Genomic DNA, 26,450 nt, shown 5'->3' on the forward strand with positions numbered 1-26,450 from the left:
GTGAAATAGAACCTGAAACCGGATGCCTACAAGCAGTCGGAGGGCGCAAGCCTGACGGCGTACCTTTTGTATAATGGGTCAACGACTTAGTGTGTCGAGCAAGCTTAAGCCGGTAGGTGTAGGCGCAGCGAAAGCGAGTCTGAACAGGGCGTTCAGTTCGACGCATTAGACCCGAAACCGAGTGATCTAGCCATGAGCAGGTTGAAGGTTGGGTAACACCAACTGGAGGACCGAACCCGCATCTGTTGCAATAGATTGGGATGACTTGTGGCTAGGGGTGAAAGGCCAATCAAACTCGGAGATAGCTGGTTCTCCGCGAAATCTATTTAGGTAGAGCGTCGACCGAATACCCCAGGGGGTAGAGCACTGGATGGGCTATGGGGACTCACCGTCTTACTGATCCTAACCAAACTCCGAATACCTGGGAGTACTAGTCGGCAGACACACGGCGGGTGCTAACGTCCGTCGTGAAGAGGGCAACAACCCTGACCTCCAGCTAAGGTCCCCAAGTCATGGCTAAGTGGGAAAGGATGTGAGGATCCCAAAACAACCAGGATGTTGGCTTAGAAGCAGCCATCATTTAAAGAAAGCGTAACAGCTCACTGGTCTAAATAAGGGTCTTTGCGCCGAAAATGTAACGGGGCTAAAGCCATGCACCGAAGCTGAGGATTCCTCTTTGAGGAGTGGTAGCGGAGCGTTCCGTAAGCCTGTGAAGGAGGACCCGTGAGGGCCTCTGGAGGTATCGGAAGTGCGAATGTTGACATGAGTAACGATAAAGGGGGTGAGAGACCCCCTCGCCGAAAGACCAAGGGTTCCTGCTTAAAGTTAATCTGAGCAGGGTTAGCCGGCCCCTAAGACGAGGCGGACACGCGTAGTCGATGGGAACCACGTTAATATTCGTGGGCCTGGTGGATGTGACGGATCATGTAACTTGTTCGTTCTTATTGGATTGAACGGGCGAGGAAATGGTTCCAGGAAATAGCACCACCATTATAGACCGTACCCGAAACCGACACAGGTGGTCAGGTAGAGTATACCAAGGCGCTTGAGAGAACTCTGCTGAAGGAACTCGGCAAATTGCACGCGTAACTTCGGAAGAAGCGTGACCCCAAATTACGCAAGTAGCTTGGGGTGGCACAGACCAGGGGGTAGCGACTGTTTATCAAAAACACAGGGCTCTGCGAAGTCCATAAGACGACGTATAGGGTCTGACGCCTGCCCGGTGCTGGAAGGTTAAGAGGAGAGGTGCAAGCTTTGAATCGAAGCCCCAGTAAACGGCGGCCGTAACTATAACGGTCCTAAGGTAGCGAAATTCCTTGTCGGGTAAGTTCCGACCTGCACGAATGGCGTAACGACTTCCCCGCTGTCTCCAGCAGAGACTCAGTGAAATTGAATTCCCCGTGAAGATGCGGGGTTCCTGCGGTCAGACGGAAAGACCCCGTGCACCTTTACTATAGCTTTACACTGGCATTCGTGTCGGCATGTGTAGGATAGGTGGTAGGCTTTGAAGCCGGGACGCCAGTCTCGGTGGAGCCATCCTTGAAATACCACCCTTATCGTCATGGATGTCTAACCGCGGTCCGTCATCCGGATCCGGGACAGTGTATGGTGGGTAGTTTGACTGGGGCGGTCGCCTCCGAAAGAGTAACGGAGGCGCGCGATGGTGGGCTCAGAGCGGTCGGAAATCGCTCGTCGAGTGCAATGGCATAAGCCCGCCTGACTGCGAGACTGACAAGTCGAGCAGAGACGAAAGTCGGTCATAGTGATCCGGTGGTCCCGCGTGGAAGGGCCATCGCTCAACGGATAAAAGGTACGCCGGGGATAACAGGCTGATGACCCCCAAGAGTCCATATCGACGGGGTTGTTTGGCACCTCGATGTCGGCTCATCGCATCCTGGGGCTGGAGCAGGTCCCAAGGGTTTGGCTGTTCGCCAATTAAAGCGGTACGTGAGCTGGGTTCAGAACGTCGTGAGACAGTTCGGTCCCTATCTGCCGTGGGTGTAGGAATATTGACAGGATCTGTCCCTAGTACGAGAGGACCGGGATGGACATATCTCTGGTGGACCTGTTGTCGCGCCAGCGGCATAGCAGGGTAGCTATATATGGAAGGGATAACCGCTGAAGGCATCTAAGCGGGAAACCCACCTGAAAACGAGTATTCCCTATCAGGGCCGTGGAAGACGACCACGTTGATAGGAGGCGTGTGGACGTGCAGCAATGCATGAAGCTTAGCCTTACTAATAGCCCGATCGACTTCATCGTTCCCATTGTAAATGCTCATCAACGCGGCTAACGCCGCGTCGATGATGCCTTCGTTCTGTCCTCACGCTGGCGGCTCTTCGAGCCTTCGCTGCGGACGGCGCGCCGGACAACCGGCGGCTCGGCTCTGCCGGCTGCTGGTGCCACGCGAAACGAACAAAAGACGTGTTCAAAAAAAAGACTATTGGCTACTGCCTACTGGCTAAGCCCTCAGTCACCAGCTTCTCAACAATCTCCGGCGCCAAACCGCGCCGGATACATTGCCCTTAGCTGACCTGGTGGTCATGGCGGGGCGGCTGCACCCGTTCCCATTCCGAACACGGCCGTGAAACGCCCCTGCGCCAATGGTACTTCGTCTCAAGACGCGGGAGAGTAGGTCGCTGCCAGGTCTGCTAAAGGCAATACAAAATCTTCTCACAACAAAACCTCCCGGACACAAAAAAGCCCGGACATGACAAAACACACCCAATAACGCGGGGTGGAGCAGCCCGGTAGCTCGTCAGGCTCATAACCTGAAGGCCGCAGGTTCAAATCCTGCCCCCGCAACCAAATACATAAAACCCCGCAAGCAAATAATGCTGCGGGGCTTTTTGCGTTTCTGGGACGCCTTGGCGTGCCGAAGGCGTAGCCGCCCGTATGGCGAGGGCGGATCACCACTTTTTCCGCTTGAGCTTTGCGCCCGGCTGTGACACTCACCCGTGCCGATCATAATTGGCAAGGGGCGCGGAGATGGTTCTCGTCGCGCCCGTCGGGGTCTGTCGATGCCACGCATCAAGAAGAGTTTTGTATCACTTCCCGTCCTGCTGCTCGCGGCAATCTCCGCATCGCTGGTTCCGGCATCTTTCGTGCCGGCGGCACAGTTGCCGGGCGGCAAGGGATCGCTGGTCGAGCCGCATGGGGACTGGGCCGTGGTCTGCCGCGGTCAGAACGGGCTGGTCGGCTGTGTGCTGAGCCAGGTCCAGGCCGATCCCGTCACCGGACGGCCGATGTTGTCGGCGGAGTTTCGGCCCTTACCACAGGGCAGGCTGGAGGGCGCCCTGTTGCTGCCGTTCGGCATGGCGCTTGCCGCGGGTGTCGTGCTGTCGGCCGACGGATTGCCGCAACCGCTGCGGTTTGCCTATTCCACCTGTCTGCCCGGCGGATGTGTCGTGCCGATCCGCCTGGACACACCGGCGGTGAGCGTCCTGCAGGCGGTCCAGACGTTTTCTCTCACCACCGTCCAGCTGTCGACCGGGGAAGAGGTGCCGATGCGCGTGTCGCTCAGTGGTTTTTCGGCCGCACTGCAACGCGCGACCGAACTGTCGAAATAACCGCCCACCTCAACGGGCAAGCCAGCCGCCATCGACGGCCAGCACCTGACCCGTCACGTAACCGCTGGACGGCGAGGTGAAAAACAGGACGGCCGTATCGAGATCGGAGGGGTCTCCCCAGCGCCCGACCGGGATCCGCTCTAGGATCGAACGCGCGCGGTTCGGATCGTTGCGCAGCGCCTCGGTATTGTCGGTGTCCATGTAGCCCGGTGCGATCGCATTGACCGTGATGCCCTTGGCCGCCAGCTCGTTCGCCATCAGTTTGGTGAGACCGGCGACCGCGTGTTTGCTCGCCGTATAGGAGGCGACGCGGATGCCGCCCTGGAAGGACAGAAGCGAAGCAATGTTGACGATGCGCCCGGCAATCTTCTTTTCCAGCATGTGACGCACCACCCCTTGCGAGAGCACGAAGGTGCTCTTCAGGTTGATGTTCATGATGTCGTCCCAGTCCGTTTCGGAAAACTCGGTGAAATCGGCGCGGCGAATCTGGCCGGCATTGTTGACGAGGATGTCGATATTGCCGGCAGAGGTGAGGTCCGTGACGAGACTGTCGAGGCCGGACGGATCGGTCAGGTCATAGACCACCTCCTCGAACCGGCGGCCGAGCGCCTCCACCTTCTCCTTTGTGTCGGGCATCGGGCGCGAGCCGAGCGCGATGATATCGGCGCCGGCACGGGCGAGCGCCAGCGCAAGCCCCTGGCCGAGGCCGGTGCGCGCGCCGGTCACCAGCGCGCGTTTTCCTGAAAGGTCAAAGAGGTTCATGGGACGCAATCCTTACTTCAGGTCCTGCATGGGCACAAAATCCATGTCGGTGAAGGACTGGTTGTCGCCGGCCATGCTCCAGATGAAGGCATAGGAATTGGTACCCGAACCGCAATGGATCGACCAGGGCGGGGACAGCACGGCCTGTTCGTTGCGCATGATCAGGTGGCCGGTCGCTTCCGGGCGGCCCATCAGGTGGACGACGAAGGCATCCTGCGGGATCTCGAAATAAAGATAGGCCTCCATGCGGCGGTCATGCAGGTGGGCGGGCATGGTGTTCCAGACGCTGCCCGGCTCCAGGCGGGTGAACCCCATCAGCAGCTGGCAGGTCGGCAGAACCTTGGGGTGGATATACTGGTAGAGCTTGCGCTTGTTGCAGGTCAGCTGGTCGCCGAGATGGTTCTCGATCGCATCCGCCTTGCGGATGATGCGCGAGGGGAAGCTGGTGTGGGACGGCGCGCTGTTGATGTAGAACTTGGCCGGCTGTGCGGGATCGGCACTTTCGAAGGAAATTTCGCGCACGCCCATGCCGAGATAGAGCCCGTCCTGGAAATCCAGCTCATAGACCGTGCCGTCGGCCACCACCTTGCCCTTGCCGCCGATATTGATGAGGCCGAGTTCGCGGCGTTCCAGCAGGTAATCCGTGCCGACGGTTTTTGCGAGGTCTGCGCCGACGGAAAGCGGAGCTGTGGTCGGCATGGCGCCGGCCACCAGCATACGGTCGTAATGGGTATAGGCGGCATGCAGTTCGCCGGCCGCAAACAGGGTTTCGATCATGAAGGTCTGGCGCAGTTCCGCGCCGGTCATCTTTTCGGACTGGGTATAATGCACCGCGTGGCGCGTTTCGATCGTGGTGGTCATGGTGTTCTCAACTCCCTTTGGTCGTCATTCGAAAAGATCGGGGTGCTGCGCTTCGAGCTTCGGCAGGTCGTGCAGCAGTTCGGACAGGTGAGCGTTCATGGCGGTCATCGCCGCCCCTTCGTCGCGCCGGTCAATGGCGGCGACGATGGCGTGATGTTCCGCCACCAGCTTGGACAGCGTGTGCGGGGCATGCAGGGACAGACAGCAGGCGCGGTCGATATGCGCCTTCAGATCCTCGACCACGGACCAGGCCATGGGCAGGCCCGCGCCTTCGGCGAGTGTCTTGTGGAAAAGGTCGTCACCGCGGCGGAAGGCCGCCCGGTCGCCGCTCTCGGCAGCCTCTTCCTGTGCCCTCAGGCAATCGGAGATCCGTGTGCGGGCATGAAAGTGGAAGGCATTGCAGGCGGCCTTCACCACGGCGGTCTCGATGGTTTCGCGGATGAAGGCGGCCTGCATCAGTTTGGCGACGGAAATGCGGGCGACGACCGCACCGCGCTGCGGCAGGATTTCGACGAGACGGCTTTTGGCGAGCGCGATCAATGCCTCGCGGCCCGGCTGGCGGGAGGAGCCGTAGCGTTCGCCGATTTCCTGTTCGGAGATCCGTGCCCCGGGCGGCAAGGCAAGCGTCAGGATATCGCCGCGCAATTGCCGCTCCACCTTGTGCGCCATGCTTTCCGAAAGGCTGCGGGCGTTCACGGGCGTCTCCTCCCTGCCTGTGTCGACACTTCCATACAATTTTGGCAGAGACGATGCAACCTGTCTGTCAGGGCGAATGCCTGTCAGACGAGCGGCAGGCTGATGAGGGCAGAGCTGAGGCCCGGCGGAATACGGCCGTGACGGAGCCAATGGAGGGCGAGCGGCCACAGCGTGTCGCGAAACCGCTCATGGAAAAAGGCGAAGTGGCCGATCGTTTCATGGCCGACATCGGAGGGTTTCAGATGCAGGTGCTTTCGTTCGCTGCCTCTGAAATAGGCGAGCAGCCGGTTGACCGCGGGCACTGTCCCATGCGGGTCGTCGGAAAAGCTGATCGCCAGCATCGGCGCCTGCACCTGCTCGAAACGTTCGCGCAGAATATCGCCTTCCGCTCGACCGCCGACGGAGCGACCCGCGCGGAGCGTGTCTTCGAAGCGGGCTTTCATGCCGCTCCAGTCACGGGCCACGCCTGCCGGTGTATCTTCCATCCAGCCGAGCCGTTTGGCCGGAAAATACCCGAAGAGGCGGGTCATCAGCGGCATGACGAGATGCCATTTGCAGAGCATGCGCAGCTTGTGTCGTGCGCCGTAGTCCCGCCAGTAGGCATATTGCGATCCGACGCTGAGGATCCGGCCAATCCTGCCGTTCGAGGGGGCAAGGCCGATCGCGAAGCCGCCGATCGAATGGCCGATCACCCGCAACGGGCGGCCTGGCAGTATCTGCCCGATATAGAGCAGCGCGCCTTCCAGGTCCTGCTCGCCCCAGTCGGCCCAATCGGCGTTGAACCCCTTCAGCTGGTTGGGCCTCGATTCGCCGATGCCGCGGTAGTCGTAGGTCAGAACGTCGAAACCATGCTGAAACATATAAAGGGCAAAGCGCGCGTAATACCGACACCGGACGGAGGTGGCCGAACTGATGATCAGGATCGGCCTCTCCTCACCCTCCTGCGGACTGTGCCAGAGAAAACCGCCGAGTTCATACCCATCGGGGGCACGGAAACGAACAGGGGCGCCGCTTACCGGAGGATGAACCACCTTGCTGTCTGACTCCATCGGCCACTCCTGACTCGTTATCAGGAATATAATCCCGCCGTTCCGCCCTGGGAGCAATAGGGCGAATGTCGCATATGTCCGTATAAGTTGAGAATTTCGAGGCTTTTCGCCTGGTTTTTGAGCCGACTTTCAGGCGGGTGGCCGGGCTGCCTGTTCCCGTTGGCCGAGAATTTCGCGGGCCAGTACAGCCAGTTGCCGGAAATGGGCGCCCCTGGCGCTCGAACTGCGCCAGAAGAAACCCATCTCGCGGCTTGCGGGCCAATCCTCGATGGGGAAAAGCTTGACGTTGGCTTCCTTGGCGAACTCCGTCCGCACGTAGAATTCCGGAAACAGGGAAAGCCCCATTTCGATCGCCACCATCTGGCGCAGGGCGTCCAGGCTGGTCCCTTCGTAATCTTCGGCCATTACCGATCCGGACAAGGTTGCCAGTTCGCGCACATTTTCCACCAGGCGATGGCCGCGCCCGAGGGTGAGCAGCGTTTCGCCCTCAAGGTCGGTCAGACGCACGCTTGCCGCCGAGGCTAGCCGGTGGTTGACGGGGATGCCGAGCAAGATCTGCTCCCGGCAGATGGGCTCGAAAACGAAGGAGTCCCGATGCTTGGGCTGCTGGCCGAGCGCGCAATCGATGTCGCCGCCGCGCACCTGATCCTCGAGAAGCGCCGGTCGCTCCTCGCGCACATGAACGCGCAAGGCGGGGTAGCGTCGGTGCAGGTCCGGCAGGAATACCGGCAGGAAATAGGGACCGAAGGTCGGAACGACACCGAGGCGGATCAGCGAGCCGAGATTGTCGCGACCGGCCGACGCGACGGTGACGATGTCGTCCAGTGTCGCCAGCACGGACCGCGCCGCCGCGGCAATGTCCTGACCAACGGACGACAGGCTGATCGCGCCGGGGGTCCGTTCCACCAGGACCACGTCCAACTGTTTTTCGAGAAGCGAGATCTGCACCGACAGCGTGGGCTGCGACACGTGACAGAGCTGTGCGGCCCGGCCGAAGTGGCGGGTTTCGTCCAGAGCCACGAGATATTCCAGCTGGCGATGGGTCGGGCGAAAAGGCATGCGATAGATTCTATCTATCAAGATCATATTGTCAATGAATTGGATCTATCAGTGCCGATTGGGCATTCTGTGGCTGTAAGGGAAGGAGATCACATCATGAACCCTCTGCTGAAGGCCCTGAGATCCCGGCATGCGATCCTGCAGAACAAGATCGACCGGGAACAAAGAGCACTGCAACCGGACACCCTCCGGATCATGTCACTGAAGAAGACCAAACTTCGCCTGCGCGAACAGATCGAATTTCTGGAGCGTGCGTCCCAGGCGGGCAATGCCGAGACCGTCCGTCAGGTGCTGCGTCACAGGTCCGGTTTCTCGATGCCGTGATCCTCGTGATCCGGCAGCAGGATTGAATTCCTTTCAACAGGTGGTGGTGCCGTAACACCCGCCTGTTGCGGCGAGGCGCGACCCTGCGTCTCGCCATCTTTTCGCGGCGCTTCAGCTCCCGCAGGTCGGACGGCCCCCGCTTGTCACGTCTGGCCGGAAAAAGGGGCGCACGGCGCACGATAACGCCGCATTTACTGCACTTCACGTTGATTCACCATCAATTCGCTCTAAAACGACATGACAGCGAAGAGAGCGATGATGGACACCGTGTTGAAGGCAAGTGGCTTGGCAGGGGTGACAGTGCGGCGTCGTCGTTCGCCGAAGGGAGAGGAGCGTCGGGAAGCGATCCTGCGCGCCGCCATGGCCCGATTTGCCCATGACGGTTTCCAGAATGCATCCTTCGCCGCCATTGCCCGCGATGCCGGGCTCACTCTGCCTGGTCTCATTCACCATTATCCGACGAAGGTCGATCTGCTGGTTGCCTTGCTTGCCTGGCGTGATGCCGAGACGGACCAAGTCCAGGACATCCATATTGCATCGTGGAAGCAATACCTGCAGGGCCTGGTGGAGGTCGTGCGGCGCAACATGCGTATGGTGGAGGTCATCCGCGTGTTTGCCGTCCTGAATACGGAAAGCCTGACGCGCAACCACCCTGCCGAGGCGTGGTTCGTCGAGCGGACCGGGTCGCTACGCAAACGGTTCGCGTCCGTTATCGCGCATGCGGTCGAGGCGGGCGAGATCCGCGCCGACGTCTGTGGCGAGGCCATTGCCGCCGAACTCATTGCGCTGATGGACGGGTTGCAGGTGCTGTGGCTTCGTTCACCGGAGACGGTGGATATGGCCGGTATCTTTGCATCCCACATCGAGCGGCTGATCCGGGATATCGAGAAGGACTGAGCGGATCGTGTCCGGGCCGGGTGTCACGCGGTCTTTCGCAGGGACAATTGCAGGCGGCACAAGAGGCCCGTCTCGGCATAATCGAACTCTGCCGTGCCTTGTCCCGTCGCGACTGTTGCCGCAATCAGGCGCGATCCGAAGCCGGTCCTGCCGGGTGCGGAGACCGGTGGCCCGCCTTGCTCGCGCCAAAGAAGCTCAAGCATGTCCTTCGTTTGCTGCCAGTCGATCTTGACGATGCCGGTCGTGACGGACAGCGCGCCGTATTTTGCCGCGTTGGTGGCCAGTTCATGGATCACCAAAGCGAGCCTTGGCGCAACATCGGCATCGAGCATGACCTTCGGGCCCGAGATCTGCAGGCGTTCCGGATCGTAGGCACAAAGCAGCAGGCGCAGCAGGGTTTCGAGATCGCCCGACAGCTGGCGATCGCCGGCAGATACCTGATGCGCCTCGGCAAGCGCGCGCAACCGCCCTTCGAAGCGCGGCATGAAATGGGCAAGGTCGGTGCTGGAGCGTGCCGTCATCTGGGCAATGGCCTGGACAAGCTGCATGAGATTGCCGACCCGGTGGCGCATCTCCCGCGCCATCACATCGGCTTGTCCCTCCGCACGTTCCAGCGCAGCAACAAGGGACTGCAGCGCGTGGACGATCGCGATGGTCAGGCTGCCGAGACCGACAAACACGACGCTCGCGATGACCCCACCCCAGATGCTGACCGGCCGGATCGAGAGCCAAACGCCAATGGCAAACAGCACGCCCCATGCCATGAGCGCAAAGCCCGCGCTGCGTCCGCCGAGCGCGGCGGCAACGATAATGAAGGGGAAGAAGGTGTTGAACGGCGCGCCCGGCAGGAAGCGGTGGAGGAAAAACCAGATTCCGGCGGAAATGGCGGCAAGCCCGACTGCGATCAGCTGCCCGATCCAGGGAGAGGAACGCCTGCGCGGCGCCAGAAGGATCCACCAGGGGCTTTCCCGACCGGGAACGTCACGCGGCATGCCGGGCTCCGATGATGATGCATGCATCCTAACATAAGGTCCGCGCAAGCGCCACCAACCGGTCGTTCTGCTGCGGCTCAGCTGGCGTTTACGTCCGGCCTTCGCGGAAAAGCCCGCTGATCGCAATCAGCAGCCAGCCGAGGATCATCAGCACACCGCCGGTGGGGGCGGCCATCGGAAAAAGGCCGGACTGGGCAAAGTGACGGGACAGGAGATCGGCGGAAAACAGCAGCGTGCCCAGCGCCAGAACCAGAGCGGCGACAGTTGCCGTCCGAACCCGGCCATCGGCGAGGTAAAGTGCCAGCAGTACGGGGGCATGGGCAAGGCACATGGTGGAGGCGGAACCAAGAAGGCGCCCGTCACCGCCATGGCTGGCTGCTGCGGCCAGCACGACCCCCGATGCGCCCATGAAGCCGGCCAGCATCAGAATGGCGGGGCGGGATGCTGCAAGCCTCATGCCTCTTCCTCGCGGTTTTGCATGTGATGGGCGAGCCGTTCGACCGGCGCCCAGATGATCTCGCGCAGCTTCGGGTTTTCGATTGTCTCGTCCATGGCCCTTCGGAAGCACAGCAACCATTCATCGCGTTCGGCAACGCCGATCGGTGCGGCGAAATGACGGGCGCGCAGCCGCGGATGGCCGTATTTCTCCACATAGACAGGCGGGCCGCCGAGATAACCGGTCAGGTAGTCGTAAAGCTTGTCTTCGCTGCGGGAGAGGTCGGCGGGGTGGATCGCGCGGCAGCGTGCTGCCTCGGGCAAGGTGTCCATCAACTCGTAAAACCGGCGGGCGAGCGCCCGCACGGTCTCATCTGCGCCGATTGCTTCATACAGCGTGATGGTTTCGCCGCTCATCGTCACCCCGTCCTGTTTGTCAGGGACGGTGTTAGACCTCTGCGGCACAGGCGGCAAGCGTCATGGCGCCGCAGTTAGGCGCCGCGCCCGGGCGCGGCGTCTCGACCTGCAGCACGGTTCATTCGGAACCCGGATCGATTTCACGGGCATCCGGATCCGGCAATGCGCCGGTGCCCGGGGTCTTTTCACCATTGACGCGGGCGCGGGCATCGGGTCCGGCCGGGATCACGCCCTGGCGGGGATGATCCGGGGCCTGCTCTTCACCGACGGCGCGCTGGGCGTTTCTGTCCTTGTCCATCTGCTTCTCCTGTTTCGATCCATCTCAATCGACCAGACAACGGAAAGGGGCTGACAAGGTTCCGGCAGGGTTAAAAGCCTGGCCTCAGGTGGCCGAGGGGCTGGCGGCATCCTCCATCACATCCTCCGGAATGTCATCGAAGGAGGCGTAGTTGAGGTTATAAAGCTTCGAATACAACTTGCCGTTCGCCATCAGTTCGGCGTGATTGCCGCTTTCGATCAGTTCGCCGTTCTGCAGCACGATGATGCGGTCGGCCTCGCGGATCGTCGCCAGGCGGTGGGCAATCACCAGACCGGTGCGGCCTTCCAGCAGTTTCACCAGTGCCTTCTGAATCAGCATTTCCGTATAGCTGTCGATATTGGCGGTCGCCTCGTCCAGAACCAGGATCTTGGCATCGGCCACCAGCGCACGGGCAAAACTGATCAACTGCCGCTGGCCGAGCGAAAGATTGCCGCCGCGCTGGCCGAGCTGGCTGTCGTAACCATCCGGCATGCGCATGATGAAATCATGCGCGCCGACGGCCTTCGCCGCCTCGATCACCTGATCGCGCGTTGCCTCCGTCTTGTGGTAGCGGATGTTCTCGAACACGGTGCCGGTGAACAGGAACGGCTCCTGCAGCACCATGGCGATCTGCTGGCCGAGGGATTCCTGCGTGAGATCCCGCACATCATGACCGCCGACAAGAACGGCACCTTGCTGCACCTCGTAGAAGCGGTGGATCAGCGACATGCAGCTGGATTTGCCGGACCCGGTCGGGCCGACCAGCGCCACCGTTTCCCCCGGATTGACCCGGAAGCTGACGTTTTTCAGTACCGGATGTTTCCGGTTGTAGCCGAACACGACGTTCTGGAATTCCACAGATCCGTCCATCTCGGCAGAAAGGGCCTTGGCATCCGGCTTGTCCTGAATGTCCACCCGCACGTCCAGCACATCCGTCAGCCGCTGGCCGGACGCCATGGCGCGCTGCATCACCGAATATTGCAGGGTGAGCGACCGGATCGGGTCGAAAAAACGCTGGATGTAGAAGAGGAAGGCGACCATGACGCCGACATCGAGCGCCTGACCCAGAACCCGGGCACCGCCGACAACGATGACGAGCGCCATGGCAATGCCGGTCAGTGTATCGACGATCGGTATCATCACCTGTGCCAGACGGGCAGCCTTCAGGTGGTTGATGAGGTTGGTGCGGGCCTTGTCATCGAAGAGCGTGAAATTGACGGTCTGGCGGTCCATGCCCTGCACTGCACGCACGCCATGGATGGCTTCAGCCAGCGCGCCACTCGCCACCGAGTTCGATTCATGCGCCGCCATGAAGGATTTGCGTGCCACCGGCAGCCAGAAGATGCGCACGACGAACAGCACCGGCAGGGCGGAAAGCGTCAGCAGGCCGAGATAAAAATCGAGATACAGCATCACGCCGACGATGCCGATCAGCAGCGTGATGTCGCCCACCGACAGGACGGAGGTTTCGAGGAATTCCTGCATGGAATTCACATCGCCCTGCAGGCGCGACATCAGGCGGCCGACCTCGGTCTTGTCCATGAAGGAGAGCGAGACCCGCTGGAGATGCGAGAACATGGCGCGGCGAATATCGAAAAGCACGTCTTCCGCCACATTGCCGACCAGCGTTTCCTGCGCATAGCTCGCAGCGAAATTGATGAGGATCGCCACGCCGAAGGCGATGATGGCGTAAAGAAGTGCGGAGCGATCGCCGCCCGGCTGCATGCCGTGATCGATGGCATAACGGATGATCAACGGGATCATCAGCTGCATGGCGGTGAAGACCAGCACGGCGACGACGGCGAGCGTCACCTGCCGGCGGTAGGGACGGACGAAATCCCAGATGCGCGCAACGATGTTGCGATCGAACACCTTGCCGAAGATTTCCTCCTCGATCCGGTGCGAGCCCACAACGGCGCGGGGCGGGCGGCGTCCGTCATCGCGCACGTCGGCGCGTTCGGTTTCCATCTCTTCTGCCATGCTCTCCCCTCCCTCAGCCGGCCAAAGTTTCGTCATCGGGACGGATCTGCAGGTCGTAGAGCGCGCGGTAGCGTCCCCCCAGCGCCAGAAGCTCCTGGTGCGAGCCGTGTTCGACGATCCGGCCGTCTTCCACAAAGAGGATGCGGTCGGCATGCATCAGCGAACTCAGCCGGTGTGCGACGATGAGCGTCACCCGGTCGGAGGCGTAACGGCGCATGGCGCTGCGGATACGTTGTTCGGTGGCGGCATCGATGGCGGCGGTCGAATCATCAAAGATCATCACCGCCGGCTTCAGCATCAGGGCACGGGCAATCGACAGGCGCTGCCGCTGGCCGCCGGAGAGCGAGACGCCGCGTTCGCCCACGACGGTGCCGTAACTCGAGGGGAGCCCCAGCACGTAATTGTGCAGCTGCGCGCTTTCGCTCGCCCGGGCAATCTGGTTTTCGCGGGCCCAGGGATCGCCGTAGGCGATGTTGTTTTCAATCGTCGTGGTGAAGAGGAAACTGTCCTGCTGGACAACGACGACGGCGCGGCGCAGCGATTGCAGCCTGACATCCCGAATATCCTGGCCGTCAATGGTGATGCGGCCTTCGGTCGTGTCGTAGAAACGCGGGATGAGATGGGCGATCGTCGACTTGCCGCTGCCTGGCGGGCCGACGATGCCGATGGTTTCGCCGCGCCTCGCCTCGAAACAGATATCCTGCAGGACCGGATTGTCGGGTGCCGCCGGATAGGCAAAGCCGACATTCTCGAAGCGCAGCGTGCCCTCGGTCACAGTCAGAGCCGGCGCCTTCGGATCGTCCTTGACCGCGATCTCCATGTCGAGCAGGCCGAATAGCCGGGCGCCGCAGGTGGAGGCGCGGGCAAAGGCGTTCACCATCAGCCCGAGCTGGCGTACCGGCATCTGCAGGATGGTCATGAAGGTGAGGAAGGAGGCGAGCGTGCCGACGGTGATCTCGCCCGCCGTCACCTTGGCGCCGCCGACCCACAGAACGAGGCCCATGGCGGCAAAGAAGGACAAGGTCATGGCGCTGGTATTGGCAACCCGGATGCCGACGCGCTGATGGGCAAGCGACAGCGCATTGCGCGAGGCTTGGTCGAACTTTTCCAGCTCGTGTTTCTGGGCGGAAAAGGCGCGCACGACACGGATACCGCCGAGATTTTCCTCCATCACGCGGGTCAGAACGGCGAGCCGCTCCTGCAGGTCGAGCCAGGTGGCACGCAGGCGAAGCTGCGTGACCGACGAACGCCAGCCGACGAAGGGCACGAAACTCAGCGCCAGAAGCCCAAGCACCACATCGGTCGAGAGCAGCAGATAGGCGCCGATGCCGATCAGGACCGAGAGAAAGATCATCCTGACGAGGGCTGTCGAGAAATACATGCGCACGCCTTCCAGATCGAGCAGGCCGACGGTGATCAGGTCGCCGGAATGCATGCTGTCATGGAAGCTGAAGGAGAGCCGCTGGATCTTCTCGTAACAGGCGAGCCGGAGCTCGTAGCCGATATGGTGGCCGACGGCTTCGCTGTAATAGTTCTGCACCATGGTGAAGAGGCCGCGCAGGACGCTGGCACCGAGCAGGAGAAGGGCGGTCCATAAAAGCGCGTCCTGCGCTTCCACACCCAGGCTTCCACTGGCCATGATGCCCTGGGCCTGGTCGACCGCCCGTCCGAGCAGTTCCGGGATCATCAGCTGAAAGGCGGAGGCGATGAAGGTGGCGCCAATCGCCGCGCCCGATTGCCATGGGTGGCGAAAGGCCATCACAGTGATGCGGGTCAGGATGGAGAGGCCCTTGCCCCAGCCGGCGGCTTTGACGTGGGCAAGCGAGGCGGAAAGCTGGGCTGCTCCGCTGGGGGATGAGGCTGTCACGATCGTCATTCCAGTATGAGGCGCGCAGGCGCTCGGGCGAGAGGCGCGCTTGTACCGCATGAATTAGGCGGAAGGTTGCCGAAGGGAATGACATAGGAGACCGATTCTGCCGGAATCGGAAGACTTATCTTTTCACAAATCTCAACTGATCCGCGAGGTTGGTGATCAGTCGTCGGACAAGTGCCGGAAGGAAAGGGGCCGCGCTGGGTCCGTTGAAAGGCGCGGCCCGAGGAGCTGGTCGCCGGGGCTCAGGCGGCCAGTGGTTCCGGAGACTTTGCCCCGGTCATGAAGGCGACGGCATCCGACATCGAATAGTCCTTCGGATTGATCACCGTCAGGCGTTTGCCGAGCCGATGAATGTGGATGCGGTCGGCAACTTCGAAGACATGCGGCATGTTGTGCGAGATCAGAACGATCGGGATGCCACGCGAGCGCACGTCGAGGATGAGTTCCAGAACGCGCCGGCTTTCCTTGACGCCAAGCGCCGCCGTCGGTTCGTCCAGGATGATGACCTTGGAGCCGAAGGCTGCGGCGCGCGCCACGGCCACGCCCTGGCGCTGGCCGCCGGAGAGCGTCTCGACCGCCTGGTTGATGTTCTGGATGGTCATCAGGCCGAGTTCGGACAGTTTTTCACGTGCGAATTTTTCCATGGCCTGACGGTCGAGCTTGCGGAAGACACTGCCCATGATGCCCGGCTTGCGGATCTCGCGGCCGAGGAACATGTTGTCGGCGATCGAGAGCGCCGGCGACAGCGCAAGGTTCTGGTAAACGGTCTCGATCCCGGCCTGGCGGGCCTCGATCGGCGAGCGGAAGCTCACCGGCTTGCCTTCCAGGCGGATTTCGCCCTCGTCCGGGCTGATGGCGCCGGAAATCGCCTTGATCAGCGAGGACTTGCCGGCGCCGTTGTCGCCGATCACCGCCAGGATTTCACCCGGGTAGAGATCGAAATCGGCGCGGTCGAGTGCGGTAACCTTGCCGTAGCGCTTGACGAGACCGCGGGCGGTGAGGATGGGTTCCTGTGCCATTAGCCTGCTACCTTTCTGATCCACTGGTCGATCGCGACGGCTGCGATGATGAGCACGCCGATCAACAGATAGGTCCATTGCGGGTCGGTGCCGATGAGGCGAAGACCGAGCGAGAAGACGCCGACGATCAGCGCGCCGAACAACATGCCGAGGATGGAGCCGCGGCCGCCGAAGAGCGACAATCCACCAATGACCACGGCCGTGATCGATTCGATGTTGGCGAACTGGCCGGCGGTCGGCGAGACCGAACCGATGCGGCCGATCAGCGCCCAGCCGCCGAGCGCACAGATGATGCCGGAAATCGTGTAGACGGAGATCAGCATCTTCTTGACGTTGACGCCGGCGAGTTCCGCCGCATCCGGATCGTCGCCGACGGCATAGAGATGGCGACCCCAGGCGGTGGAGTTCAGAACGTACCAGAGCAGCAGGACGAGCAGCACCATGGCGATGACGCCGTAGGTGAAGACGGCCCCGCCGATGCGGATGTTTTCACCGAAGAACTGCAGGAGCGGTGCTTTGGCGGCCAGATCCTGCGAGCGGATGGTCTCGTTGGCCGAATAGAGGAAGTTCGTGGCGAGCACGATCTGCCACATGCCGAGCGTGACGATGAACGGCGGCAGCTTGATACGGGCCACCAGGAAACCGTTGATCAGACCGCAGATGGCGCCCACGGCAAAACCGGCAAGGATCGCGAGCGGCACGGGCACGCCGTAATTGATGGCGAACTGGCCCATCACGACGGAGGACAGCACCATGATGGCGCCCACCGAAAGGTCGATACCGGCGGTCAGGATGATCAGCGTCTGGGCCGCACCGATGATGCCGGTGATGGCCACCTGCTGCAGGATCAGCGTCAGCGAGAAGGCCGAAAAGAACTTGCTGCCGAGGATCATGCCGAAAACGGCGAGTGACAGCAGCAGGACGATCAGCGGGACGGCCGCCGGACTTCCGTGCAGGAAATGCTGGAATCGCTGCAGGGGCGTCTTGTCGTGCGTGTCGAACTGGGCGACCTGCGTTGAACTGCCCGACAGGACTTTTTCATATTCCATGTGGGGTTTTGTGGCGGCTTGTGGCTCGCTCATCGGTTTCCTCCCTTGGCCTCTATCGAGGATATGAGGGCCGACACAGGAGGATAACGGACCCTCGTTTCGTCGGCTATGAGAACTGCATGCATCGCATGTTCTGTGTCTGCCTCGAATTTCGGCAGATCACGCTTGCCAGAAGGGCGGCCTGAGCCGCCCTCCGAGCTGTTCGTTTGCAGCGTCAGCGCGTGAGGCTCAGCCCCAGCACTTGGCGGTGCCTTCCTTGGTGTCGATGGACGGAACGCCCTTGGCCGGCTTGTCGGTCACCAGCGCCACGCCGGTGTCGAAGAAGTTCTTGCCGGCGGTCGGCTTCGGCTTTTCACCGGTGTCGGCGAACTTCTTGATCGCTTCGATGCCGAGCGATGCCATCAGCAGCGGATACTGCTGGGAAGTGGCGCCGATGATGCCTTCCTTGACGTTCTTGACGCCCGGGCAACCGCCGTCGACCGACACGATCAGGACGTCCTTTTCCTTGCCCACAGCCTTGAGGGCTTCGTAGGCACCGGCTGCAGCCGGCTCGTTGATGGTGTGCACGACGTTGATGGTCGGATCCTTCTGGAGAAGGTTTTCCATCGCGGTGCGGCCGCCTTCTTCATTGCCGTTCGTTACGTCGTTGCCGACGATGCGCGGGTCCTTTTCGTCGCCGATGCGGGTGATGTCACCCACGTCGATGCCAAAACCCTTCATGAAACCCTGGTTGCGCAGAACGTCGACGGACGGCTGTGCGGGGGTGAGGTTCAGGAGAGCGATCTTGGCGGACTTCGCCTTGTCGCCGAGCGTTGCAGCGGCCCACTTGCCGATCAGTTCGCCGGCGAGCAGGTTGTCGGTTGCGAAGGTTGCGTCGGCAGCGTCGATCGGGTCAAGCGGCGTGTCGAGAGCAATCACGAGCAAGCCGGCCTTGCGGGCTTCCTGAACGGCCGGAACGATACCCTTCGTATCGGATGCGGTGAGCAGGATACCCTTGGCGCCATCGGCGATGCAGGTTTCGATGGCAGCGACCTGGCTTTCGGAGTCACCGTCGATCTTGCCCGCGTAGGACTTCAGCGTCACGCCCAGTTCCTTGGCCTTGGCCGTCGCGCCTTCCTTCATCTTGACGAAGAAGGGGTTGGTGTCGGTCTTGGTGATCAGGCAGGCGGAAACGCCCGCAGCCGATGCCGGCGCGGCGAAAACGACGCCAAGCGCGAGCGTGGCAAAGGCTGCAGTCAAAACAGATTTTTTCATCGGGCTCCTCCCAGAGTGTGGATCTCCGCACCACGCGGATATTTTAAAGGCAATGACGGTTCCGAGTGACAGTACGCCTCCTCCAAGCCGTCCGCCCTTGCAGCGCCAATAATGCGCAAAGTTCCATCTCTGTCAATAATTAATTCCGATTGATTTATTAATGCGAGGGCGATAGTTTCGCCGCTGGAGAAAAAATGGGTACCTAGGGAGGGGTGGCCATGACCGTCCAAGGCAATCCGCCAGCTGGCCCCGTTGCACCGTTCACCTCCGGTTTGGCCGGCGGATCGAACCAGGTGCGCGTTCGCGCCTACAACGAGAGGCTCGTGCTGTCTCTGGTGCGGATGTACGGCTCGTTGTCGAAAGCCGACATCACCCGGGCGAGCGGGCTTTCCGCCCAGACCGTCTCCGTCATCATGCGGGCGCTCGAAAAGGATGGGCTTCTTCTGCGCGGCGAACCGCAGCGCGGCAAGGTGGGCCAGCCTTCGGTGCCTTTGCGGCTTAATCCGGATGCGGTGTTTTCCTTCGGCGTAAAGATCGGCCGGCGCAGCGCCGACGTCGTGCTGATGGATTTTGTCGGCAAGATCCGCCTGCAGGTGCGCCAGACCTATGCCTATCCGAAGCCGGAGCAGATCATCACCATCATCATGTCCGGCATCGAGCGGCTTGAGGCGCAGATGTCGGAGGAACAGCGCATACGCATTGCCGGTGTCGGCATCGCCGCGCCCTTCGAACTGTGGAACTGGGCGGAGGAAGTGGGTGCGCCGCCGGGCGCCATGGACGAATGGCGCGGTTTCGACATGCAGGCCGAGGTTGCCGCGCGTGTCCGTCACGCCGTCTATCTGCAAAACGACGCGACCAGTGCCTGCGGGGCCGAACTCGTCTTCGGCGTCGGGCCTTCTTATCCGGATTTCGTCTATTTTTTCATAGGCTCCTTCATTGGCGGCGGCATCGTCCTGAACTCCGCCGTGTTTTCCGGTCGCACGGGAACGGCGGGCGCGCTGGGGCCGCTGCCGGTGCGCGGCAAGAACGGCGAAAACCGCCAGCTTCTCGATATCGCCTCGATCTTCGTCCTGGAAAAACTGCTTCTGGAGCGCGGTATCGATCCGCAGCCGTTGTGGTATTCCGCCAATGACTGGGTGGATTTCGGCGAACCGATGGAAATCTGGATCCGCGATACGGCCGAAGCACTGGCCCAGGCGATCGTCGCGGCCGCCTCCGTCATCGATTTCGGCGCGGCCGTGATCGACGGTGGTTTTCCCGCCTGGGTGCGCCGGCGCATCGTTGCGGCGACCGTCGAGGCGGTGTCGCGGCTCGACCTGCAGGGTGTCATCATTCCCGACATCATCGAAGGGGCGGTCGGCGCCCAGGCCCGCGCCATCGGCGGGGCGAGCCTGCCGATCTTTGCCCGTTATCTTACCGACCAGAGTGTCTTGTTCAAGGAGCTTGCGTAATGCTGAAGGGCATCAACCCCATTCTCAGCCCGGATCTTTTGGCGACATTGCGCGCCATGGGGCATGGCGATGAAATTGCCATCGTGGATGGAAACTATCCGGCGCTGGAGCATGCCCGCCGGCTCGTGCGGCTGGATGGCCACGCCCTGATCCCGGTGCTCGATGCGATTCTCTCCGTCATGCCGATCGACGATTTCGTGCCGGAGGCGATCTTCCGGTCGACCAAGGGCAAGGAGCGCGACACGCTCGATCCGGTGCATGAAGAGATCATAACGTGCTGCGCAAAACACGAGCCGAACCAGGCGGTCGTACCGCTTCTGGGACCGGATTTTTATCCGCGGGTCAAGGCGGCCCACACGGTGGTGCAGACCGGCGAGCCACGGCTTTATGCCAATGTCATTTTGAAAAAGGGCGTAATCTATCCTTAGTCGCGTAAAGCGTACCGGCGCACTGGCGGACCTGCGCCGGATCATTTTTTCATGAAGACGGCCGGCGGAGCGATCCGCCGGCCTTCTGTCTGGATCTCGGAAGGATCGGGTTCAGCGAAACAGGCTTGGCAGCCAGAGCGACAGTGCCGGGATGTAGGTGACCGCCATCAGCACCGCGACGCTGGCACCGAAGAAAGGCCAGATCGTCTTCATGGCTTCCCGGATGGTGATGCCGCCCACGGCGCAGCCGACGAACAGCACCGTTCCGACGGGAGGGGTGTTGAGCCCGATGCCGGCGTTCAGGATCATGATCACCCCGAAATGCACCGGATCGACACCGAAGGCCTTGACCACCGGCAACAGAACCGGCGTCGAGATGATGACGAGCGGCGCCATATCCATGAAGGTGCCGAGCAGAAGCAGGATGATGTTGATCACCAGCAGGATGATGATCGGATTGTCGGAGATTGCCCCGATCGCGCCGATCATCAGTTGCTGCACCTGCAGGAAGGCCATCAGCCAGGCAAAGGATGCGGCGGTGCCGATGACCAATAGAACCATGGCGGTCGTGCGGACCGCACCGGTCACCGCTTCGATGAAACCGTGCCAGTCCAGCTCCCGATAAACGAGCATGGCGACGAGGAAGGCATACAGAACCGCGATGCAGGAGCTTTCCGTGGCGGTGAAGATGCCGGAGCGCACACCACCGAAGATGATACCGATCAGCAGAATGCCCGGAAGGGCCGCCAGCAGGTAGACCAGAAGATTGGTGAAGCCGGGGAAGGGCTCGGACGGATACCCGCGGCGGCGCGCAACGATATAGGCGGTCACCATCAGTGCCAGGGCCAGCAGGAAACCGGGCAGAATGCCCGCCGTGAAGAGATCAGCAACCGAGACATTGCCGCCGGCGGCGATCGAATAGAGGATCATGTTGTGCGATGGCGGGATCATCAGCGCGATGATGGCCGAGCTGGTGGTGACATTGACCGCATAACCGCGGTCATACCCGCGCGCCGCCATCTGCGGCACCATCAGGCCGCCAACGGCCGAGGCATCGGCGACCGCCGAGCCGGAAATGCCGCCAAACAGCGTCGAGGCAACAATGTTGACCTGGCCGAGACCGCCGCGTAGATGCCCGACGAGACCGGCGGCGAAGCGAATGAGGCGTGCAGCGATGCCGCCGCGCACCATCAGGTCGCCGGCGAAGATGAAAAACGGGATCGCCATCATGGCAAACACGTTCATGCCGGAATTCAGCTGCTGGAAGATGACGATCGGCGGAAGGCCGAGGTAGAACACCGTGGCAAGCGAGGCGATGCCAAGGCAAAACGCAATCGGCATGCCGATCGACATCAGGACCACGAAGGAACCGAAAAGAACTGCATAGGCCATCAGACGCTCTCCACACCCTGTGCCGCGGGGGCAACAGGTTCCGGTTCGGCAAGCAGGGCATCGCAGAGACGTTCGAGCGCAAAAAGCGCAATCATGGCGCCGCCGACGATGAGTGGGATGAAGTCGACGCCACCCGGCCAGCCGAGAACGGGGATGGTGGCGGTCCAGGTGCCTCTGGCCAGAAGCACGCCGTAATAACTCATGAAGCCGCCGAAAGCCGCCACCAGGATGAGGCTTGTGATATCCATGGCCCGCTGGACCGGTTTCGGCATGGCGTAACGGACGATATCGAGGCCGAGATGGCCGCTTTCCCTTACACCGACAGCGGCGCCGAGCAGGATGAACCAGGACATCAGGAACAGCGACAGCGGTTCGGACCAGCTTGGCGTATCATTGAGCACGTAGCGGCCGAAGACCTGCCAGCCTACGATCAGGGTCATGGCGACGATGCCGGCAGCGGCGAGATAAAGCGCAAGGCGGCTGAGGAAACCCAGCACGGGCCTGACGCTGCGAATGAAATTCCTCATTCCCTTGTCCTTTGCGCAGATGGCGCGCGTCTCGAAGAAAAAGGGGCCAGTGCGATCTGCAACTGGCCCCTGACTGGGAGATTACTTGACGGCCTGGATGCGCGCGACCAAGTCCTTCATCTTCGCATCGGTGACGAACTTGTCGTAGACCGGCTTCATGGCGGCGGAGAACTCTTCCTTGTTGACGGAGATCACCTTGACGCCGCCGGCCTTGACCTTCTCTTCCGAGGCCTTTTCACGCGCCTGCCAGAGTTCGCGCATCTTGGCGACCGATTCCTTGGCGGCCTTGCGGACGGTCTCCTGATCTTCTGGCTTCAGCTTGTCCCAGGACATCTTCGACATGACGAGCGCTTCCGGCGTCAGCGAGTGTTCCGTCAGCGAATAGTTCTTCGCGACTTCGAAATGGCGCGAGGATTCATAGGACGGCCAGTTGTTTTCCGCACCATCCACCACGCCGGTTTCCAGCGAGGAGTAGACCTCACCGAACGGCATCGGTGTCGGGTTGGCACCGAAGGCCTGCATCATGGCGATCCAGAGGTCCGACTGCTGGACGCGGATCTTCATGCCCTTCAGGTCGGCCAGCTTCTCGATCGGCTTCTTCGTGGTGTAGAAGGAACGGGCGCCGGAATCATAAAAGGCGAGACCGACGAGGCCATGCGGCTCGAAAGCCTTCAGGATGTCGTCGCCAATCGGGCCGTCCACCACCTTGTGCATGTGCTCAGTCGAGCGGAACAGGAAGGGCAGGCCGAGAACGACGGTTTCCTTGACCAGGTTGTTGAAGGGGGCGGTGTTGACGCGGTTCATGTCGATGACGCCGAAACGCGTCTGTTCGATCGTGTCCTTCTCGCTGCCGAGCACCGAGTTGTTCATGACCTGGATCTTGATGCGGCCCTTGGTGCGCTCGGAGACGAGCTGGCCCATGTATTTGACGGCCTCGACGGTCGGGTAACCGTCCGGATGGATGTCCGCCGAACGCAGCGTGACTTCCTGTGCCTGAGCGGTCAGTGCCGTGCTCAGTGCAAGGCCCAAAGCGAGCCCCAGTATTTTCGTCAGTTTCATTTTCTCTCCTCCAGTGGTTGCACCCTGGCCTCCCGCCGGGGTGCGGTTTGTTATGCTTTCTCCTCCTGCCAGGCAGGCAGACCGAACAGGGCTTCTGGATTTTTGACCAAAGCCATGTGGCGGGCATTTTCATCGGCAAACCAGCCGAGAACGGTATCGGTGAGGGCTGCGTCGTCCGGATAGTCCGCCTGTTCGCGGGCCAGGTTGTGCGGCCAGTTGGTGCCCCAGACGATGCGCTCCGGCGCATGGGCCGCCAGCATCGTGGCAACGGCTGCGACATCGGCGTAGTCGGGGCCGCCACTCTTCGAACTTTCGTAGACGCCGGCAAATTTGAACCAGCAGTTCCCGCCATCGATCAGGCGGCGTGTCGCGATGACTTGCGGACTGTCGGGGGTAACACCGCAGAAGAACTTGCCGTGATGATCGAAGACCCAGCGGGATTTCAGTTTCGCCAGCCGCGGTTCGTGATCGAGGATATTGCTGCCGTCGAACTGGATCGCGAGCATGAAGCCACGGGCCGCGGCAATCGCGTCCAGTTCCTCCAGTGCGGACAGGCCGACAGCGCCGCCTGGCAGATCCATGATCCGTAGCCCGACGACACCGGCTTCTGCCAGAACGTCGAGTTCGGCCTCGGAAATATCCGGGGCAACCGCTGCCACACCGCGGGCGACCGGTCCCATCTCCTTCAGACACGCAACGACATTGGCATTGTCGGTCTGCTGGGCATTGCCCTGGGTGATGATGACCCGGTCGATGCCGAGCCAAGCCATGACCTCACGATATTGCTGAGGTGTCGGAAGCGCGCCGGCCGGAAGGCCCGGCCCGCCCGGCTGCGAGGGGTAACCCGGCAGATACATGTGCATCTGCGTGTCCACACTGCCCTTCGGCAGCGCGATCTTCGGTTTGCGGCCGGAAAGGGTGCGGACGAGCATCAAGCATCCTTCATCTTGAATTCGACGAGCGCGTCACGGTTGATCTCGATGCCGAGGCCGGGGCCATTCGGGATCGCGACCACGCCGTTGACGTGTTCAATCGGGGTCTTGATCACCGCCTGGCGGAAGGGATTGTCGGTGCGATCGAATTCCAGGATCGGCTCGATCGGGTTGACGCGCACCGGGCTCGGCACCATGGCAGCCATGAACTGCAGGGCGGCGGCAATGTGGACTGCCGTTCCCCAGACATGCGGCACCACGCGTACCCCGTGGAGCGCTGCGAGATCGGCGACGCGCTTGGCTTCGGTGAAACCGCCGACGCCGGCAAGATCCGGCTGCAGGATGTCGACGCAGCGTGTTTCGACCGGTTCGCGCATGCCCCAACGGGAATGCCAGGTTTCGCCGCCGGCCACCGGAATCGGCTGGCGGGCACGTACCTCACGATAGGCGGCAAGCTGTTCCGGCACCACCGGTTCCTCGAACCAGTCGAGGTTCAGTTCGGCTGCCGCCTGGCCGAAGCGGATCGCTTCGACGGCATCGTAGCCGTGGTTGGCATCGACCATGATGCGCATGTCCGAACCAACGGCGTCGCGGGCGGCGCGGACAACGCGCAGGTCTTCTTCGACGCCGAAGCCGATCTTGATCTTGGTGGCGTGGAAACCTTCCTTCCAGTAACGGGCGACATCGGTGGCATTGTCCTCCACCCGGTCGACCCCGTCACGCTTGAAGCTGCCGGTGGCATAGGCCCTGACGCTCTCGCGGAAACGACCGCCGAGCAGGATGGAGACCGGCACGCCGAAACGTTTGCCCTTGATGTCCCACAGCGCGATGTCGATGCCGGACAGGGCCGTCACGGTGAGGCCGCGCTGCCCCTGGTCGCGCAGCGCATTGTAGAGCTTCGCCCAGATCTTTTCGGTTTCCAGCGGGTTTTCACCGATCAGCCAGTTGGCATAGGTCGCGACGATCGCCGCATTGGGACGGGCAGGGCCGAGGCATTCGCCCCAGCCCACCGTGCCGTCGTCGCACTCGATCTCCACCAGGATATGGGCCCGGCGATCGAAACGCATGGAGGCGCTTTCGAAGGCCACGTCCAGCTTGTGTTCCAGAAGATGGGTGCGAACTGCGGTGATCTTCATCGTGGCACTATCCTCAGCCGCGCTTCCAGGGACCGATCAGGTCGAGCAGCATGCCTTCTTCCTCGCGGGTCAGGTCGTCGAGCGGCGCGCGCACCTTGCCGGCGTCGAAACCCTGCAGACGCACACCGGCCTTGATGGCGGCGACGGCATAACCCTTGCGGCGGTTGCGGATGGCCATGAAGGGATAGAAGAAATCCTTCAGGATCTTTTCGCAATGGGCGCGTTCGCCGGCGCGCAGCGCCTTGTAGAATTCGACCGCGAGACCCGGCACGAAGTTGAAGACGGCGGACGAATAGGTGGTGAAACCGGCGCCGAGATAGGCTTCAGCGAAGAGTTCTGCCGTCGGCATGCCGCCGAGATAGGTCAGCCGGTCGCCCATGGTGGCGGTGATCTGGCGGACTGCGCCGATATCGCCGGTGCCGTCCTTGAAACCGACGAGGTTCGGGCACTCGTCACACAGGCGCTTCAGCGTGTCCACGGAGAGAACCGAATTGTCACGGTTGTAGACCATGACGCCGATGCCGACCGACTGGCAGATCTTCTTGACGTGCTGGTAGAGGCCTTCCTGCGGCGCATCGATCAGATAATGCGGCAGAAGCAGGATGCCGTCCGCGCCGGCCTTTTCGACCGACTTTGCCAGCTCGACGCCGACATGGCTGCCGAAACCACAGCCGGAGACGATGGCCGTCTTGCCGGCTGCTTCCTTGGCGGCCTTGACTATGCCGGGGATTTCATCGGGGGACAGCGAGAAGAACTCGCCGGTGCCGCCGGCGGCAAAGAGAACAGGCGCATCGAAGCCGGACAGCCATTCGATGTGGCGCTTGTAGCTTTCCGGCTGGAACTGGCCTTCACCATCGAAATGGGTCACGGGAAAGGACAGGAGGCCAGCGCCAAGCGCCGCCTTGATCTCTTGTGGCGTCATGAGTGAATTCCTTGTTAGACGTCTCCTCCGTCCAATGTCGTATCCACTCTACATACAAGTGTCAATTAG

General features: G+C 61.7%; 25 protein-coding genes, 1 tRNA gene and 2 rRNA genes (1 of these 28 running past the window's edge). 8 read left to right on the top strand and 20 right to left on the bottom strand.

Annotation, left to right across the window (positions count from 1 at the left end; translation table 11 throughout):
• From OU993_RS08375 to OU993_RS08390, 4 genes are all read left to right on the top strand, one after another.
• A 23S ribosomal RNA gene (locus tag OU993_RS08375) occupies positions 1 to 2,262 on the top strand (it extends 625 nt beyond the left edge of the window).
• 271 nt (positions 2,263 to 2,533) lie between these two features.
• A 5S ribosomal RNA gene (rrf, locus tag OU993_RS08380) occupies positions 2,534 to 2,648 on the top strand.
• Positions 2,649 to 2,731: 83 nt separating this feature from the next.
• Positions 2,732 to 2,808, top strand: a tRNA-Met gene (locus OU993_RS08385).
• Between the two features lie 212 nt (positions 2,809 to 3,020).
• Positions 3,021 to 3,569 (top strand): invasion associated locus B family protein, encoded by a 549-nt coding sequence (locus OU993_RS08390; RefSeq protein WP_268156122.1) that lies wholly within the window; start codon positions 3,021 to 3,023, stop codon positions 3,567 to 3,569.
• 9 nt (positions 3,570 to 3,578) lie between these two features.
• Here the strand turns inward: OU993_RS08390 and kduD are convergent, their stop codons facing one another.
• The 5 genes from kduD to OU993_RS08415 form a co-directional block, all read right to left on the bottom strand.
• Positions 3,579 to 4,331 carry a 2-dehydro-3-deoxy-D-gluconate 5-dehydrogenase KduD gene (gene kduD / locus OU993_RS08395; protein ID WP_268156124.1) on the bottom strand — a complete coding sequence of 251 codons (753 nt, stop codon included), beginning with the start codon at positions 4,329 to 4,331 and terminating at the stop codon, positions 3,579 to 3,581.
• Between the two features lie 12 nt (positions 4,332 to 4,343).
• Positions 4,344 to 5,192 (bottom strand): 5-dehydro-4-deoxy-D-glucuronate isomerase, encoded by an 849-nt coding sequence (gene kduI / locus OU993_RS08400; protein WP_268156126.1) that lies wholly within the window; start codon positions 5,190 to 5,192, stop codon positions 4,344 to 4,346.
• A gap of 24 nt (positions 5,193 to 5,216) precedes the next feature.
• Positions 5,217 to 5,888 carry a GntR family transcriptional regulator gene (locus OU993_RS08405; protein ID WP_268156128.1) on the bottom strand — a complete coding sequence of 224 codons (672 nt, stop codon included), beginning with the start codon at positions 5,886 to 5,888 and terminating at the stop codon, positions 5,217 to 5,219.
• Positions 5,889 to 5,971: 83 nt separating this feature from the next.
• The gene (locus OU993_RS08410) at positions 5,972 to 6,937 is read right to left on the bottom strand and encodes an alpha/beta hydrolase family protein (RefSeq protein WP_268156130.1); all 966 of its coding nucleotides are present in this window, start codon (positions 6,935 to 6,937) and stop codon (positions 5,972 to 5,974) included.
• Positions 6,938 to 7,066: 129 nt separating this feature from the next.
• Positions 7,067 to 7,996 carry a hydrogen peroxide-inducible genes activator gene (locus OU993_RS08415; protein ID WP_268156131.1) on the bottom strand — a complete coding sequence of 310 codons (930 nt, stop codon included), beginning with the start codon at positions 7,994 to 7,996 and terminating at the stop codon, positions 7,067 to 7,069.
• A gap of 96 nt (positions 7,997 to 8,092) precedes the next feature.
• Between OU993_RS08415 and OU993_RS08420 the strand changes: the two genes are divergently transcribed.
• Together OU993_RS08420 and OU993_RS08425 are read left to right on the top strand one after the other, a co-directional pair.
• Complete coding sequence (locus OU993_RS08420; RefSeq protein WP_268156132.1) at positions 8,093 to 8,320, top strand: YdcH family protein; 228 nt, start codon at positions 8,093 to 8,095, stop codon at positions 8,318 to 8,320.
• 255 nt (positions 8,321 to 8,575) lie between these two features.
• Positions 8,576 to 9,217, top strand: coding sequence for a TetR/AcrR family transcriptional regulator (locus OU993_RS08425; RefSeq protein ID WP_268156134.1), 642 nt, complete (start codon positions 8,576 to 8,578; stop codon positions 9,215 to 9,217).
• A gap of 23 nt (positions 9,218 to 9,240) precedes the next feature.
• Here the strand turns inward: OU993_RS08425 and OU993_RS08430 are convergent, their stop codons facing one another.
• The 9 genes from OU993_RS08430 to OU993_RS08470 form a co-directional block, all read right to left on the bottom strand.
• Complete coding sequence (locus OU993_RS08430) at positions 9,241 to 10,209, bottom strand: sensor histidine kinase (protein ID WP_268156136.1); 969 nt, start codon at positions 10,207 to 10,209, stop codon at positions 9,241 to 9,243.
• 88 nt (positions 10,210 to 10,297) lie between these two features.
• Entirely contained in the window at positions 10,298 to 10,666 is a 369-nt protein-coding gene (locus OU993_RS08435) for a DUF423 domain-containing protein (protein WP_268156138.1), read from the bottom strand.
• Positions 10,663 to 11,061, bottom strand: a complete 399-nt coding sequence (locus tag OU993_RS08440; RefSeq protein ID WP_268156140.1) for a group II truncated hemoglobin — start codon at positions 11,059 to 11,061, stop codon at positions 10,663 to 10,665. The genes OU993_RS08435 and OU993_RS08440 overlap by 4 nt, the downstream gene beginning before the upstream one ends.
• A 118-nt stretch (positions 11,062 to 11,179) precedes the next feature.
• On the bottom strand, positions 11,180 to 11,359 hold the full coding sequence (locus tag OU993_RS08445; RefSeq protein WP_268156142.1) for a hypothetical protein: 180 nt from the start codon (positions 11,357 to 11,359) through the stop codon (positions 11,180 to 11,182).
• Positions 11,360 to 11,443: 84 nt separating this feature from the next.
• A complete protein-coding gene (locus tag OU993_RS08450) occupies positions 11,444 to 13,339 on the bottom strand; it encodes an ABC transporter ATP-binding protein (protein ID WP_268156146.1) in 1,896 nt (631 codons plus the stop codon).
• Positions 13,340 to 13,352: 13 nt separating this feature from the next.
• The gene (locus OU993_RS08455; RefSeq protein WP_268156151.1) at positions 13,353 to 15,206 is read right to left on the bottom strand and encodes an ABC transporter ATP-binding protein; all 1,854 of its coding nucleotides are present in this window, start codon (positions 15,204 to 15,206) and stop codon (positions 13,353 to 13,355) included.
• A gap of 248 nt (positions 15,207 to 15,454) precedes the next feature.
• On the bottom strand, positions 15,455 to 16,231 hold the full coding sequence (locus OU993_RS08460) for an ATP-binding cassette domain-containing protein (protein ID WP_268156153.1): 777 nt from the start codon (positions 16,229 to 16,231) through the stop codon (positions 15,455 to 15,457).
• Positions 16,231 to 17,313 (bottom strand): ABC transporter permease, encoded by a 1,083-nt coding sequence (locus OU993_RS08465; RefSeq protein ID WP_268156155.1) that lies wholly within the window; start codon positions 17,311 to 17,313, stop codon positions 16,231 to 16,233. Before OU993_RS08465 ends, OU993_RS08460 begins: the two co-directional genes overlap by 1 nt.
• Positions 17,314 to 17,508: 195 nt before the next feature.
• Positions 17,509 to 18,534 (bottom strand): sugar ABC transporter substrate-binding protein, encoded by a 1,026-nt coding sequence (locus OU993_RS08470; protein ID WP_268156157.1) that lies wholly within the window; start codon positions 18,532 to 18,534, stop codon positions 17,509 to 17,511.
• A gap of 218 nt (positions 18,535 to 18,752) precedes the next feature.
• Between OU993_RS08470 and OU993_RS08475 the strand changes: the two genes are divergently transcribed.
• Together OU993_RS08475 and OU993_RS08480 are read left to right on the top strand one after the other, a co-directional pair.
• Positions 18,753 to 19,985, top strand: coding sequence for an ROK family transcriptional regulator (locus tag OU993_RS08475; RefSeq protein ID WP_268156159.1), 1,233 nt, complete (start codon positions 18,753 to 18,755; stop codon positions 19,983 to 19,985).
• Positions 19,985 to 20,413, top strand: a complete 429-nt coding sequence (locus tag OU993_RS08480; RefSeq protein WP_268156161.1) for an RbsD/FucU family protein — start codon at positions 19,985 to 19,987, stop codon at positions 20,411 to 20,413. The genes OU993_RS08475 and OU993_RS08480 overlap by 1 nt, the downstream gene beginning before the upstream one ends.
• Before the next feature lie 111 nt (positions 20,414 to 20,524).
• Here the strand turns inward: OU993_RS08480 and OU993_RS08485 are convergent, their stop codons facing one another.
• The 6 genes from OU993_RS08485 to kdgD all read right to left on the bottom strand — a co-directional run bounded on the left by OU993_RS08485 (position 20,525) and on the right by kdgD (position 26,381).
• Entirely contained in the window at positions 20,525 to 21,805 is a 1,281-nt protein-coding gene (locus OU993_RS08485; protein ID WP_268156163.1) for a TRAP transporter large permease, read from the bottom strand.
• Positions 21,805 to 22,332, bottom strand: a complete 528-nt coding sequence (locus tag OU993_RS08490) for a TRAP transporter small permease (RefSeq protein ID WP_268156164.1) — start codon at positions 22,330 to 22,332, stop codon at positions 21,805 to 21,807. Before OU993_RS08490 ends, OU993_RS08485 begins: the two co-directional genes overlap by 1 nt.
• An 81-nt stretch (positions 22,333 to 22,413) precedes the next feature.
• The gene (locus tag OU993_RS08495) at positions 22,414 to 23,391 is read right to left on the bottom strand and encodes a TRAP transporter substrate-binding protein (RefSeq protein ID WP_268156166.1); all 978 of its coding nucleotides are present in this window, start codon (positions 23,389 to 23,391) and stop codon (positions 22,414 to 22,416) included.
• Between the two features lie 50 nt (positions 23,392 to 23,441).
• On the bottom strand, positions 23,442 to 24,323 hold the full coding sequence (locus tag OU993_RS08500) for an amidohydrolase family protein (RefSeq protein ID WP_268156168.1): 882 nt from the start codon (positions 24,321 to 24,323) through the stop codon (positions 23,442 to 23,444).
• Entirely contained in the window at positions 24,323 to 25,459 is a 1,137-nt protein-coding gene (locus OU993_RS08505) for a mandelate racemase/muconate lactonizing enzyme family protein (RefSeq protein WP_268156170.1), read from the bottom strand. The genes OU993_RS08500 and OU993_RS08505 overlap by 1 nt, the downstream gene beginning before the upstream one ends.
• A 13-nt stretch (positions 25,460 to 25,472) precedes the next feature.
• Positions 25,473 to 26,381, bottom strand: a complete 909-nt coding sequence (kdgD, locus tag OU993_RS08510) for a 5-dehydro-4-deoxyglucarate dehydratase (RefSeq protein WP_268156171.1) — start codon at positions 26,379 to 26,381, stop codon at positions 25,473 to 25,475.
• Between the last annotated feature and the right edge of the window lie 69 nt (positions 26,382 to 26,450).

This window comes from Rhizobium sp. SL86 (assembly GCF_026672545.1).
GTDB lineage: Bacteria > Pseudomonadota > Alphaproteobacteria > Rhizobiales > Rhizobiaceae > Neorhizobium.